The sequence below is a fragment of the Bacillus sp. ILBB4 genome (assembly GCF_035064545.1).
In the GTDB taxonomy this organism is placed as follows: domain Bacteria; phylum Bacillota; class Bacilli; order Bacillales; family Bacillaceae_H; genus Priestia.
Window position 1 is genome coordinate 568,859 of the sequence record NZ_JAIQVD010000001.1, and the last position, 13,870, is coordinate 582,728.

Here is a 13,870-nt window from a genome sequence, read left to right on the forward strand (position 1 = left end):
TACACCTCCTTAACGTTCATTCCCAACTAACGTGGTTCCTAGTCGAATGAATGTTGCTCCTTCTTCAATTGCAATTGCATAATCGTTTGACATTCCCATTGATAGCTCTGTACACGGTGCATATGGCAAGTTTAGTTCTTGTATGCGATTCTGCAATTTCTTTAGACCTTTAAAACAGCTGCGAAGCGTAGACTCATCATCTGTGTGAGGGGCCATTGTCATCAATCCGACCACTTGGATATTTGCAAATGCTTCAAGAGATTGAATAAATGGAATTACATCTTCTACAGCAAGGCCATGCTTTGATTGTTCTTCGGCAACATTAACTTGTACAAAACATTTTATACGATGTTCTGCACGTTTATCAATTTCTTTTGCTAAAGATAATCGGTCTAGTGAATGAATATAGTCAACTTTATCAATCACATTTTTTACTTTTCTTGTTTGTAAGCTTCCGATAAAATGCCAGGTCGCTTTCTCACCGATTGATTCATACTTTTCTAGAAGACCTTCATCCCTGTTTTCTCCGAGATGTAAAATACCTGCATCCACTGCTTCTGCTGCTCGTTTTGTGGAAACGTATTTTGTTACAGCAATCAGCTCTACATCTTCTCGATTTCGATTAACTTTTTTACACGCTTCAGCAATTGTTTGTTGAACTGCTTCTAGATTTTCACTTACGCTAGCTGTCACTATGTAATTACTCCTCCTTAAAGCCTATGAAGTTAAACATGCGTCCTGTTTTCCCTTGGTCGCGGCGATGTGAGAAGAACAGGTCATCTTCACAGCTTGTACAATACGACGATGTTAAAATTCGTTCCGGCAATACGCCTGCGTTTTGAATCAGCAGCTTATTGACTTTTTTTAAATTAAGCGCGTATTGTCCAGGGCTTACTTCTTGATATCCATTTTGGCCAACTACTTCGTTTACTTGTGTAATGACGCGGTTATCGACAACATAACAGCAATCTTCAATCGAAGGGCCAATCGCCACGTAAATATCTTCAACCGGAACATTTTCTTGCTCTACCCAACGTCGAATCATATTTCCTGCAATATCTTTCACTGTTCCCTTCCACCCAGCATGAGCAAGACCAACTAAATGGTGATCAGGCGCATAGAAGTACAGCGGAACACAATCTGCATAACATAAAGCTAACAAAATATCAGATTCATTTGTATAAATGCCATCCGTTGCTTTTATGCCCTCTTCATACTTGTAGATTCCTTTTGCACAGTCGGCTTTTGTTACTTTTTGAACAGTTGCTTCATGTACTTGTTCAGCACATACAAAGCTTTCAAAAGACATGTCTAGTTCGGCTGCTAAAATTTTTCTATTTGTAATAACATCTTCTACGTTATCGTTTACGTGAAGCCCTAGGTTAAAAGAAGCAAATGGAGGTTTACTCACACCACCATTTTTTGTGGTGAAACCAGCAACAAGCATATCATTCTTTTCTACCCAAGGGCTCAGCCACATAAACGACTCGTGATGACTTTTTTTTAATGGCTCAGGATTCATGTATGTGACACATCCCTTGTTTCATTTGTTCTCACATATTGTACCACAGATTGCTAGGTGCTGTTGACAAAAAACTAATTCTCTTCAGGCTGAAATGCGTCTTTATAACGTACTAAAATGACATCAGAACCAATTTTCACAATATTTTTCCACGGAATCACAATTTCATCATCTTTTCCAAAGAAGCCCAATACACGAGAGCCTCCGATAATGACGGCCTGTATTTTTCCCGTTGTTAAGTCAATATCAATATCCCCTACATTTCCAAGTTTTTTGCCATCAGCTACATTCACTACATCTTTCAGCTGAAATTCTGAAATCTTTAACATGCTCTCTCCTCCTATAGCCAACTTTATTCCTTAGCCTATATATATTTTCAAATTTTCATTTCATGAAGGAAAAGCTTATTTTTTTCTCTGCCATTCTCTTTCTATAGGCATTTTGTTTACTAATTACACAGTTTTTTAGCAAGAGACATTCTCAATGAGTAGCTAGAAGTCCTCACAGCAATAGGAAATCTGATATGAACATCTTTTGGTCATGTATTATACATCGATACATACAAAATAAGCACCGTGTCTGTTTTTATAGACACGATGCTTATTAAGTTGAACATCAAATAAAGTGGATGGTATTAATTGTATGAACGCGAGCAGCTGCCAGTTTAGATAGCTTTTGTTAACTTTGAATATTTTTATTCATCTGTTTAATAGCAGCTTTTTCTAAACGAGAAACCTGCGCTTGAGAAATACCAATTTCTTCAGCCACTTCCATCTGTGTTTTACCTTGAAAGAAGCGCTTTCGTAAAATTAGTTTTTCTCGCTCGTTCAATCTTCTCATACCTTCTTGCAAAGCAATTTCTTCAATCCAAGTTGAATCACGGTTGCGTTCATCGCTTAGCTGATCCATGACATAGATTGGGTCTCCACCATCATTGTAAATAGGTTCAAATAGAGAAACCGGATCTTGGATAGCATCTAAAGCAAACACAATTTCTTCATGCGGTACTTCTAGGACTTTTGAAATTTCCTCAGCTGTAGGTTCCTTGGATGTTTCACTCATAAGTCTTTCACGAACTTGAAGAGCTTTATAAGCAATATCACGAAGGGAACGAGAAACACGGATTGGATTATTGTCACGTAAATAGCGGCGAATTTCCCCTATAATCATTGGGACAGCATATGTAGAAAACTTCACGTTTTGACTTAAATCAAAATTGTCAATGGATTTCATTAATCCAATACATCCAACCTGAAATAAGTCATCAACAAATTCTCCACGATTGTTAAAACGTTGGATCACGCTGAGTACGAGACGTAAATTTCCGCTTACTAGCTTTTCTCTTGCTGTTCCATCTCCAGCCTGCATTTGTTTAAACAACTTTCGCATTTCTTCATTTTTTAATACGGGAAGTTTCGAAGTATCTACTCCACAAATTTCTACTTTATTTCTTGTCAACTCTTTCCCTCCTAACAGGAGATGATGTTCTGAATTCAGTATCTCCTCAGAAGGAAAAAATATGCACTTTTACAATTCTGACAATTCTCCACTAAAAAAGCTGATTGTATAAGATGCTTCTCAGCCCTTATACAATCAGCTTTTTTACTTAAACCATTTTATTAAATTCTTTTCGCAGCCGTTTAATAATTCGTTTTTCAAGCCTTGAAATATAAGACTGAGAAATGCCTAGCATATCAGCTACATCTTTTTGCGTTTTTTCTTCCCCGCCGGCTAGCCCAAAACGCAGCTCCATAATTTGCTTTTCACGATCATTTAATTGGTGCAGTGCTTTCAACAAGAGTTTTCGATCTACATTGGCTTCTAGGTCTTTTGTGATGATATCTTCTTCGGTTCCCATCACGTCAGACAATAACAGTTCGTTTCCATCCCAATCAATATTTAACGGCTCATCAAATGAAACTTCAGATCGAATTTTATTGTTGCGGCGCAAATACATTAAAATTTCATTTTCAATACAGCGAGAGGCGTACGTCGCTAGCTTAATTTTCTTTTCAGGATTAAACGTGTTTACTGCTTTAATTAAACCAATGGTGCCGATGCTAATTAAATCCTCAATATTGATTCCCGTATTTTCAAACTTGCGGGCAATATAAACAACAAGTCGCAAATTACGCTCAATCAACAGCGAACGTGCTGCTTCATCTCCTGATGGAAGTTTTTTTAAGAGCACTTCTTCTTCATCTTTTGTTAAAGGGGGTGGAAGAGCTTCACTTCCTCCTATATAGTACACTTCATCTGTTTTTAGCTTAAGTTTAATTAATAATTTGTACCACCATAATTGAAATCGAATTCGATATGTAGCCATTCTGTATCCTCCTTTATTTGTTCACACCTTTTACGATGCGGAACTTACTTCTCCAATAACAATAAGCTTCGGATGAACAATACACTCATATTGCTTCTCCACTGAAAGCGTTGTATGACTAATACCTACTAATACTTTAGTGACTTCAATCGTATTGGACTGATGCACAAGCCTTACCATATCTGGCTTTAGAGCAAGCAGCAGCTGATTGGCTTGGCCCACGCTTCGATAAGGGACAAAGCGGACTTTTGAATACCACTCTTGATCAATATCTTCGCTGTGTGAAAAGGATTGGACATTTTTGCTTAATTCCATTAAGCCTTCAGGCAATATTTCTTTTAAAGAATCTGCTGTAACAATCATAACCGGGGTTTTCGTCAGCGGATCTACAAGCTGGTTTCCACTATCAATAAGTCCTTTCATCGACAGCGTCTGTTCGTTTAAAATAATTTCCACATCTACCAGCTGATCAAATGTAATATTTTTCATTCGCAAATCATCAACTCGTGTTTTTGAAAAATAAGATAATAGCGGAAAACCGATAAGAACAAATATCCAGCTAATAGGATCACCAAACTGTGGAGATTTCGTATCAACCATTTGATTAAGAACAAGGAACTGATCTTGAAATAAAAAGTGAACGCCCATTAATCCTCCACCCACAACAAAGGTTGCAAAATAAAACGTTAATAAATTCTCAAAGAAAAAGCGCAGTCGTTTATAACCAAACGTCATCAATACCATAAAAAAAGAGAATAAAATTTTAATAGCAGGGTGAACCATAAGATGAGAAAAAGGCGTAAACATAAGAAGGACAATCAATGAACCGATAAAGCCCCCAAGCAAAAGCCGCCACCACTTGTAATTCCGTTTAAGTACAACTGCACATAACATTAGTAAAATCGTATCTAACCCAAAATTCAGCATCCATATTAAATCTAAATAGATTGGCAATGTTTATAACCTCTCCATTCTTTCTGAATTTTTCTGTTAAAAATTAGTATATAGTACATCCTATTAGAAAGTCTGTCAGTTCATGCCGAGAAACAAGCAGTATTTTTGAGGAAATCATTCGATATTTGTCACACCACTTTTAGAAAGAAAACACAAACCCTTTGAAGGCATCATATTGACCATGTCGAATGTTTTTTATATTCTTTTGGAGTTTTCTAGCTTCATGGCATAAAAAAAGACCTCTGTATAAAACAGAGGTCTTGGCTTTTTATTTTCTTAGCGTCTACGATTACGGTTTCGTAAGAATGTTGGAATATCTAGCGCATCTTCAGACTGTGGCTGAGATGGACGCGTATATTCTTGCTGTACAGGTTCTTCACGCTTTACTTCACGCTTCGGCTGTGGGGCCGGCTGCTGTGTCGATTGCTGCATGCGATTCGCCGATAACGAAGGACGACCTGGTTTTGGCTGTGATAAATCTTGGTCACTAAAGCCAGTTGCAATAACTGTAACAACAATCTCGTCTTTTAGGTTTTCGTTAATAACAGATCCAAAGATCATGTTCACTTCTTGGTCAGAAGCCGAAGCAACGATATCTGCAGCTTCTTGTACTTCGTAAAGACTTAGGTTTGTACCGCCTGTGATGTTCATTAATACACCTTGAGCTCCATCGATAGATGTTTCAAGAAGTGGACTTGAAATAGCTTTTTTAGCCGCTTCAGCAGCGCGGTTTTCACCAGTTGCAATACCGATCCCCATAAGTGCAGATCCTTTGTTAGACATAATTGTTTTCACGTCAGCGAAGTCTAAGTTAATTAATCCAGGAACTGCGATTAAATCTGAAATACCTTGCACACCTTGTCGCAATACGTTATCCGCTTCACGGAACGCTTCTAGCATTGGCGTGTTTTTATCAACGATTTCCAATAAGCGATCATTTGGAATAACAATCAGCGTGTCCACTGCTTCTTTCATTGACGCAATGCCGCCTGCCGCTTGAGTAGAACGCTTACGGCCTTCAAATGTAAACGGACGAGTAACAACACCTACCGTTAGTGCTCCTAGCTCACGAGCAATTTGGGCAATGACTGGAGCTGCACCAGTTCCAGTTCCTCCACCCATACCAGCTGTTACGAAAACCATATCTGCACCTTTTAGTGCTTCTTGGATTTGTTCCTTACTTTCTTCAGCTGCTTTTTTACCAACTTCTGGATTAGCACCTGCACCTAATCCTCTTGTTAATTTAGCGCCGATTTGCATTTTTGTTTCAGCTTTTGATAAATTTAATGCTTGTGCATCTGTATTAACTGCAATAAATTCTACACCTTGGACGCCATGTTCAATCATTCGGTTAACCGCGTTGTTACCGCCGCCTCCGACACCGATTACTTTAATCGTCGCTAATTGGTCTACACTTGTATCAAACTCCAACATGATAGTTCCTCCTAATTCTTCGAAATTACCAATCCGTAACGTTAATCAAAGAAGTATCCAAAAAACTTCTTCATTAAATTTTGGTCATTTTTCTTTTTCGGCTGCTCAGCTGATTGTTGCGGCTGCTGTGGTTTCGGGCTAGGTTTGATCATTTCTTGCTCAATCGGCTCTTCTTCCACAACTGGCGCTCCAATTTCCCGGCCTTGTATTTTAGCATTTTTGTATGCAAATTTTATTAATCCTACGCCTGTTGTATAATGCGGCTCACGTACTCCAATATAATCAGGCACTGCTATGCGCACGTTATTCTTTAAAATTACTTGAGCTAGCTCAAGAATACCAGGCATCGCTACTACTCCGCCTGTTAAAACAAACCCTCCTGGAATATCTTTGTATCCTAGGCGATTTACCTCCTGCGTAATCATATCTAAAATCTCTTCTAATCTAGCTTCAATAATATCAGAGATTTCGAGCTGATTAAACTGCTGATGCTGATCGCTTCCAATGATCGGTACACTAAATACTTCTTCTTCAGAAGCATGATCGTAGAAAGCATGTCCATGCTTTATCTTAATATTTTCCGCATCTTCAGTCGATGTGCGAAGGCCAATCGATAAATCCTTGGTAATGTGCTCTCCGCCAACAGCTAGTACATTTGTTACTTTCAAATGTCCTTGGTCAAAGATCGCAACCGTTGTCGAACCTCCACCGATATCTACCAGTGCGACACCTAAGTTTTTTTCATCACGAGATAATGCAATTGAACCAGCGGCTAGAGGCTGTAAACAAATATCACTGATTTCTAAACCAGCTCTTTCTACACAGCGTAATAAGTTATGTAAAACCGTTCTAGATCCCGTTATGATTGTGCCTTCCATTTCTAAACGTACCCCAATCATACCTCTAGGATCATTAATACCTTCTAAGCCATCTACAATAAATTGCTTTGGAATAACATCAATGATTTCACGATCTGGCGGGATAGACATGACTTGAGCAGCATCAATTACTCGATGAATATCTTCGTTTGTAATTTCACGATTCTCGCTTGACACGGCTACTACTCCGTGACAATCCTGTAAAAATACATGATTTCCGCTTATGCCCACTACAACCTTTTTAATTGTAATACCTACCATTCGTTCAGCTTGTTCTACTGCTTTTCTAATAGATTGAACTGTTGCATCTATATCAACGATAGAACCTTTTTTTAGTCCGTGTGATTTAACATTCCCTACACCAATGATATTCAATGAATCGTTACTCATCTCTCCGATGATTACTTTCACACTGGATGTACCGATGTCTAAACTAACGTATATTTCATTGCTGTTCATTCTTTGGCACCTCCTTTTTCTTTCTGCACATGTCATCTTAATAAATTAAGAAGAACAACAATATTAATTTTTTATTATATGAAAATATTCCACAAATACATCTGTTTCCCTTTTGTAAAATCAATTTTTTTCAAGTTTTTCACAGACTTTATCTCTTTCAAAGAACAAAACGTTCTGGTTTTGACTTTTTTTTAGATTTAAGCCTAAAATTCACTGAAAAAAGCTATTTAACTACAAGTCTACACTAAGATGTACACTGAGAAAAGCGAAACTTACCTAGAACAAATATTACATTTCCATTTCACAGCAACGGAGAAGAAAATCATATGTATGCAGAATACTTGCATGTGATTATACAATGTACGAGGGCTAGTTTGCCAGTCTCAACTCATCTATTTCCTTTAATTAACACTTATAAAAAATAATTACTGCTTGCTCTTTTTATAAGGTTTAAATGCATATCCTTCTTCTAAATCAATAATACCTTTTTGATCCTCACTCAATTTACTTGCAATAGCTGGGTAATGAACAATTTTATCAGAGAAAGTGCTAATTTTCCCGCTTACTTCACGCGTATCGTTCATAAACACCTCGATGTGAAGAGGTTCTGATTTTGTCGGCGCGTAGTAAATCTCAGAAATAGCCCCTTTTATGCTCTTAGGCGTTTTAGCTAATTCTTGAACCATGCTTTGTATAGCGTCTCCGTCTTTCCAGTCAATTAGCAGCGGAGCGTCGGATGACACTTTCTTAGCACTTACTTCATTTAAAACTTTTCCATTTTCATTCACAGGGAAATATTTATTCCCCGAGGTTACATATGCAATTCTTGCGTACTCTTTTACGTCGATTACGACCTTATTAGGAAATGTTTTGTGAATGACAGCTTCCTTTACCTCAGGGTTTTTTTCGACTTTTTCTTGAATTTGATCAGCATCAGCTTTCCAGTAGCTGGTTTTTTTGGACAGACCACTCGCTTTGACAATATCCTTATCACTTACATGTTTATTCCCTTGTACTTCAATGTTAGAAACATTACTCAGAGAAGATTGAGAATATACAATAAATAAAATAAGGATGAAAAAGAGTGATAAATACAAAATAAGCCGTCTATTTGCTTTTTGCTTTCGCTGTTCTTGCAACTTCGGTACCCGATCTTCTAAAACAATTAACTTACCTTTTTCCATTTTTTTCACCCTTATCCATTTGAGAAAATAAACGAAGAATTACCATCTATTTATTTCCAATCTTTGCTTCATGAGAATATCCCCATTATAGCATAGAATAAACACATAAAAGCTACCTTTTCACGCATAACCATACAGCGACGGGCTGAGTAATTAGCGGCCGATAATCTCAACTTCTGTATGAATATCAATATCGAATTTCTCTTTAATTGTTTTCTTAACATGAGCAATTAAATTCAGCACGTCTGAAGCCGTTGCATCTCCTGTATTGACAATGAAGTTCGCATGCTGCTCACTAATTTGCGCACCGCCTACTGAAAAACCTTTTAAGTTGGACTTTTCAATTAAGTCTCCCGCATAATTTGGAAGCGGATTTCTAAAAATACTTCCCGCACAAGGGAAATTCCAAGGCTGTGTTTCGCGGCGATAGTCTTTATTTTTCTGCATGACCGCCACAATATCATCTTTCGTTCCCTTTTTCAAACGCAGCACGGCTTCTACACATACTCCAGGACGGTCTTTTTGTAGAATTGAATGACGATACGAAAATTGAAGCTCTTCATTTGTCAGCCACTCAAGAGTGCCATCTTCAAATAAAATCAGCGCTTTTTCGACTACATGAGACATATCAGAACCATGGGCACCTGCATTCATATAAACAGCGCCTCCCACAGATCCAGGAATTCCACTTGAAAACTCCAGTCCAGACAGACCTTGTTTTGTAATAACTGTTGCAAGCTTGATGCTAGGGTATCCCCCACCTACAGTAACCGTCTCTCCATCTACTGTTAAATCATCTAATCCGGCTCCGAGCTTAATGACCACGCCTTCAATTCCCTTATCAGAGACAAGAAGATTAGATCCTCGACCAATCGCTCTCCATTTCACGCTATGTTTTTTAATAATATCCATTGTAACTTTTAAGTGATCAACAGAATCAGGTTCTACAAGCACATCTGCTGGACCACCAATTTTCATTGTTGTATGTTTTGCTAGCGGTTCATTTTCACGAACCTTTCCAATATTCGCTTCGACTAACTCTTTTACTAACGCTTCCATAAGAACCTCCTAAAACCCTCTTTGCTGTTATAAAACTTTCATGTCAATGCGCCCTTACTTCTAATGCATAAGAATAATAAGAACAGATTCATAACTAAGCAGCAGCACCTTGTAAGATACATTTTTTCTACGAAGGCACTCTATTCTGTTGTCAATTTCATCATTTTTATTTATCGTATGACATTCACCCATAGAATGTACGTTCATCTGCTATATAAAGTAATTTTGATTGTTTTTTTATCGTTTTTCATTTAGAAGTTAAACACATGCTGACAGTCATAAAAAAACGCTACGCTCATAAGTGCACATACGTTCACCTACTCACTAAGATAAAACATTTAACCTTACACATCATACCATAGTTGGACTCAAAATTGGTTATCACAACATTACATTTTAAAAACATTTCATACAAAAATATCATCTACCTGTAAAAAATCGAAAATAAACCGCCAACAAAATCCGGCGTGCACTTGGATTTAAGATGACGGTTTACTTCAGTAGACCATTGCCTACTTGACATTATACAATTTTTTTCAATTAATAGCGAGAATATCTACTAACATTTAACAAAACTCCAACTGCTGCCAGCATGAGCGTCAGCGACGATCCGCCGTAACTTAAAAATGGAAGCGTAATTCCCGTAACAGGCATAAGACCCGTTACCACGCCTATATTAATCATAACTTGAATCGCAACCATTGAAATAATTCCTAAGGCTAAAAACGTTCCGTAAAGATCAGGTGCTCCGAGCGCTACTTTAATTCCTCTCCAAAGCAATAAGCTAAACAGAAGTAGAACAAGTGTTCCGCCGATGAAACCGAGCTCTTCTGCCAGAATAGCAAAAATAAAATCAGTTTGAGGCTCCGGCAGATAAAAGAACTTTTGTCTACTTTGCCCTAACCCTAATCCAAGCAATCCCCCCGGCCCAATTGCATAAAGAGATTGAATGATTTGAAATCCGCTTCCAAGCGGATCTTCCCAAGGATTTAAAAATGAGGTGATGCGTTTAATCCGATAAGGAGCCGATAAAACAAGCCCTACAAAACCGGCAACGCCAAGCAACCCAAGACCTGCAAAGTGACTTACTTTTGCTCCTGAAACAAAAATCATGACTAAACAAGTTCCAACAAGCACCGTTCCAGTTCCTAAATCCGGCTGCATCATAATAATGCCAAACGGTAAGAAAACCAGTAATAACGCCGGTAACATTCCTTTTCTAAAGGATGTAATTTTCTTCTGGTTTTCTGATAAATATTTCGCTAAAAATATAATCATAGCAAACTTCATAAATTCTGAAGGCTGAATCGAAAACGCTCCAACTCCTATCCAACTTTGCGACCCATTCCGTACTAGCCCTACTCCCGGAATTAATACAAGTACCAGCATAACAAAGCAAATGATTACAATTGGCTTTGCCCACGTACGCCACATCCAATAATCAATATTCATGATAACAAACATCGCGCATACTCCAAGCCCTGCAAATAAGAGCTGGCGTTTAGCAAAGAAAAAAGAATCATTAAACTTGTATGTAGCCCATACCGCACTTGCGCTGTATACCATGATAAGGCCGATGGTTAGCAAGGAAAGCGTAACGATTATGAGAAAAAAATCTGGGGTAGACCTTTTTGTCGACACTGTCACACACCTCTAAAAATAGATTAGGGCTAGTGTATTTTCTAGGTGTTTAGACAAGCCCTTATTTCAGTTTATGCACAGATTCAATAAAGATGTCACCACGTTCTTCAAAAGTTTTAAATTGATCCCAGCTTGCACAAGCAGGAGATAATAAAATAACATCTTCTTCATCTGAACAAGCATATGCTTCTGAAACTGCTTGTTTAACATTATCGACACGTTTTACAATTTGTATTCCCTCTTCTTTGGCTACGCGTTCAATTTTAGGAGCCGTTTCACCAAACGTAATAACAGCTTTCACATTTTTAAACTCTTCTTTTAAATCATCAAACTCATTGCCGCGATCGAGTCCGCCTGCAAGTAGAATCGTCGGCTGCGAAAAAGCGGAAAGAGCCACTTTTGTAGCAAGCATATTCGTAGCTTTAGAGTCATTATAAAACTTACGTTTATTAATTGTCGTGACGTATTGAACGCGGTGTTTAACACCAGCAAACGTTGTGAGCACACGGTAGATAGCTTCATTCGAACAGCCGTACAGCTTCACAACGGATACAGCTGCTAAAATGTTTTCTTGATTATGTTTGCCTGGCAGCACTACATCTTTTAACGACATCACTTCTTCATCTTTAAAGAAAATCGTTTCGTTTTTAATATACGCTCCTTCTGTCGTCTGAGCTGTAACCGAAAAAGGTACTTTTGTAGCTTTAACATCTGCACTAGCTTTCATCACTAGCTCATCATCCGCATTAATAACGGCAAAGTCTTCACTTGTTTGATTGTTAAAGAGATTTGCTTTCGCTTTGATATATTCCTCTTTTGTGCCATGATAGTCTAAGTGAGCATCAAACAAATTCAATAATAAAGAGATTTTCGGACGGAATTTTTCAATTCCCATCAGCTGAAAAGAAGAAAGCTCCGTTACAATGACATTGTCCTTTGTTGCTTTTTGCGCCACTTCACAAGCTACTGTTCCAATATTTCCAGCAATCAACGGCTGTTTTTGGTCTTCTTCTAACATTTTATAAATTAGCGTTGTTGTTGTTGTCTTCCCATTGCTTCCCGTAATTCCGATAAAAGGAGCTTCGCTAATTTCATAAGCTAATTCTACCTCTGTTAAAATCGGAATATTTCGCTTTAATGCTTCTTGCAATAGAACATTTGAATACGGAATCCCAGGGTTTTTTACAATAACATCCGCTTTGTCTAACAGCTCAAGCGGATGATGTCCACAGACAACTTCAATGCCCGTATTTTCTAATTCCTGTGCTGCTGCGTTCTCTTCGTACGGTTTTTGATCATTAACGACTACTTTAGCACCAAGCTGTTTAACTAGCTGAGCGGCTGCTAAACCGCTCTTGGCTAATCCTAAAATAAGTACTTGTTTACCTTGATACGTATTGACTGATTTCATTTAAATCCACACCTCGATATAAATTCCAAGCATTGCAAATAATAGTCCTACAGCCCAAAAAGTCATAACTACGCGCCATTCCGACCAGCCGCTTAGCTCGTAATGGTGATGAAGCGGGCTCATTTTAAACACACGTTTTCCTGTTGTTTTGAAAGATGCGACTTGAATAATAACCGATAGTGTTTCAATGACAAACACACCACCGATAATAACAAGCAAGAATTCCATTTTCATTAAAACTGCTACCGTAGCGATAGCTCCTCCTAGCGCTAAAGAACCCGTATCTCCCATAAATACTTTTGCAGGATGGGCATTAAAAACTAAAAATCCTAACACAGCTCCCACTACAGCAACTGAGAAAATAGATAGTTCAAACTGCTCTGCATTCCATGCGAGAACTGCAAATGCACCAAAAGCAATCGCACTTGTACCAGATACAAGTCCGTCTAATCCATCCGTTAAGTTGACCGCGTTTGAAAAACCAACAAGCCAGATGATGAGGAAAACAACATAAAACCAACCTAAATCGATTGGGTCTTTAATTCCTGGAATCGTCACTTCAGTTGAAAACTCAAACTGTCTTGCAATAAAGTAAAAAATAATTGAAATGACAACCTGACCTAAAAACTTTTGTTTAGATGTTAATCCAAGGTTACGCTTTAACACTACTTTTATAAAATCATCTAAAAATCCTAATAAACCAAATCCAATTGTGACAAATAATAATAGAAACGTCTTATATGTAAGTTCTGCATATTGATTGACCATAATAAGAGTTGCCACAATAATAGATAATAAAATCATGATACCGCCCATTGTAGGTGTACCTGATTTTTTCTGGTGAGATTTCGGGCCTTCATCACGAATACTTTGACCAAACTTTAATCTTCTTAAGAAGGGAATAAAAATCGGCGACAATACAACCGTAATCAAAAAGGCTACGCCGATTGTCAATAAAATTGATTGTTCTAGCACGATGTCCCCTCCTTAACTTCCAACTCA

The 13,870-nt window shown here is 37.9% G+C and carries 13 protein-coding genes; all 13 read right to left on the reverse strand.

The window, feature by feature from the left end; all coding sequences use genetic code 11:
• Positions 1 to 9: 9 nt before the first annotated feature.
• Positions 10 to 693: a YggS family pyridoxal phosphate-dependent enzyme gene (locus LAV82_RS03045; RefSeq protein WP_053487709.1), complete on the reverse strand. Its 684-nt coding sequence runs from the start codon at positions 691 to 693 to the stop codon at positions 10 to 12.
• A 7-nt stretch (positions 694 to 700) separates the two neighbouring features.
• A complete protein-coding gene (pgeF, locus tag LAV82_RS03050; RefSeq protein ID WP_029320498.1) occupies positions 701 to 1,522 on the reverse strand; it encodes a peptidoglycan editing factor PgeF in 822 nt (273 codons plus the stop codon).
• A gap of 74 nt (positions 1,523 to 1,596) precedes the next feature.
• Positions 1,597 to 1,851 (reverse strand): YlmC/YmxH family sporulation protein, encoded by a 255-nt coding sequence (locus tag LAV82_RS03055; RefSeq protein WP_013058951.1) that lies wholly within the window; start codon positions 1,849 to 1,851, stop codon positions 1,597 to 1,599.
• 349 nt (positions 1,852 to 2,200) lie between these two features.
• A complete protein-coding gene (sigG, locus tag LAV82_RS03060; protein WP_013058952.1) occupies positions 2,201 to 2,980 on the reverse strand; it encodes an RNA polymerase sporulation sigma factor SigG in 780 nt (259 codons plus the stop codon).
• A 148-nt stretch (positions 2,981 to 3,128) separates the two neighbouring features.
• Entirely contained in the window at positions 3,129 to 3,848 is a 720-nt protein-coding gene (gene sigE / locus LAV82_RS03065) for an RNA polymerase sporulation sigma factor SigE (protein WP_013058953.1), read from the reverse strand.
• A gap of 30 nt (positions 3,849 to 3,878) precedes the next feature.
• Positions 3,879 to 4,802, reverse strand: coding sequence for a sigma-E processing peptidase SpoIIGA (gene spoIIGA, locus LAV82_RS03070; RefSeq protein WP_053487710.1), 924 nt, complete (start codon positions 4,800 to 4,802; stop codon positions 3,879 to 3,881).
• Positions 4,803 to 5,078: 276 nt separating this feature from the next.
• Positions 5,079 to 6,236, reverse strand: a complete 1,158-nt coding sequence (ftsZ, locus tag LAV82_RS03075) for a cell division protein FtsZ (RefSeq protein WP_013058955.1) — start codon at positions 6,234 to 6,236, stop codon at positions 5,079 to 5,081.
• Between the two features lie 41 nt (positions 6,237 to 6,277).
• On the reverse strand, positions 6,278 to 7,573 hold the full coding sequence (ftsA, locus tag LAV82_RS03080) for a cell division protein FtsA (RefSeq protein WP_013058956.1): 1,296 nt from the start codon (positions 7,571 to 7,573) through the stop codon (positions 6,278 to 6,280).
• 425 nt (positions 7,574 to 7,998) lie between these two features.
• The gene (locus LAV82_RS03085) at positions 7,999 to 8,757 is read right to left on the reverse strand and encodes a cell division protein FtsQ/DivIB (RefSeq protein ID WP_029714594.1); all 759 of its coding nucleotides are present in this window, start codon (positions 8,755 to 8,757) and stop codon (positions 7,999 to 8,001) included.
• Positions 8,758 to 8,910: 153 nt separating this feature from the next.
• On the reverse strand, positions 8,911 to 9,816 hold the full coding sequence (gene murB, locus LAV82_RS03090; protein WP_098622908.1) for a UDP-N-acetylmuramate dehydrogenase: 906 nt from the start codon (positions 9,814 to 9,816) through the stop codon (positions 8,911 to 8,913).
• A 540-nt stretch (positions 9,817 to 10,356) separates the two neighbouring features.
• Entirely contained in the window at positions 10,357 to 11,457 is a 1,101-nt protein-coding gene (spoVE, locus tag LAV82_RS03095) for a stage V sporulation protein E (protein ID WP_013058959.1), read from the reverse strand.
• Between the two features lie 61 nt (positions 11,458 to 11,518).
• Positions 11,519 to 12,868: a UDP-N-acetylmuramoyl-L-alanine--D-glutamate ligase gene (murD, locus tag LAV82_RS03100; RefSeq protein WP_499715652.1), complete on the reverse strand. Its 1,350-nt coding sequence runs from the start codon at positions 12,866 to 12,868 to the stop codon at positions 11,519 to 11,521.
• The gene (mraY, locus tag LAV82_RS03105) at positions 12,869 to 13,843 is read right to left on the reverse strand and encodes a phospho-N-acetylmuramoyl-pentapeptide-transferase (protein WP_013058961.1); all 975 of its coding nucleotides are present in this window, start codon (positions 13,841 to 13,843) and stop codon (positions 12,869 to 12,871) included.
• Between the last annotated feature and the right edge of the window lie 27 nt (positions 13,844 to 13,870).

What these genes read in the sequence shown, in the direction of transcription:
- ftsA (WP_013058956.1), bottom strand. Translation starts at nt 7,573, where the DNA reads ATGAACAGCAATGAAATATACGTTAGTTTAGACATCGGTACATCCAGT.
- murD (WP_499715652.1), bottom strand. Translation starts at nt 12,868, where the DNA reads ATGAAATCAGTCAATACGTATCAAGGTAAACAAGTACTTATTTTAGGA.
- pgeF (WP_029320498.1), bottom strand. Translation starts at nt 1,522, where the DNA reads ATGAATCCTGAGCCATTAAAAAAAAGTCATCACGAGTCGTTTATGTGG.
- ftsZ (WP_013058955.1), bottom strand. Translation starts at nt 6,236, where the DNA reads ATGTTGGAGTTTGATACAAGTGTAGACCAATTAGCGACGATTAAAGTA.
- sigE (WP_013058953.1), bottom strand. Translation starts at nt 3,848, where the DNA reads ATGGCTACATATCGAATTCGATTTCAATTATGGTGGTACAAATTATTA.
- LAV82_RS03085 (WP_029714594.1), bottom strand. Translation starts at nt 8,757, where the DNA reads ATGGAAAAAGGTAAGTTAATTGTTTTAGAAGATCGGGTACCGAAGTTG.
- LAV82_RS03055 (WP_013058951.1), bottom strand. Translation starts at nt 1,851, where the DNA reads ATGTTAAAGATTTCAGAATTTCAGCTGAAAGATGTAGTGAATGTAGCT.
- murB (WP_098622908.1), bottom strand. Translation starts at nt 9,816, where the DNA reads ATGGAAGCGTTAGTAAAAGAGTTAGTCGAAGCGAATATTGGAAAGGTT.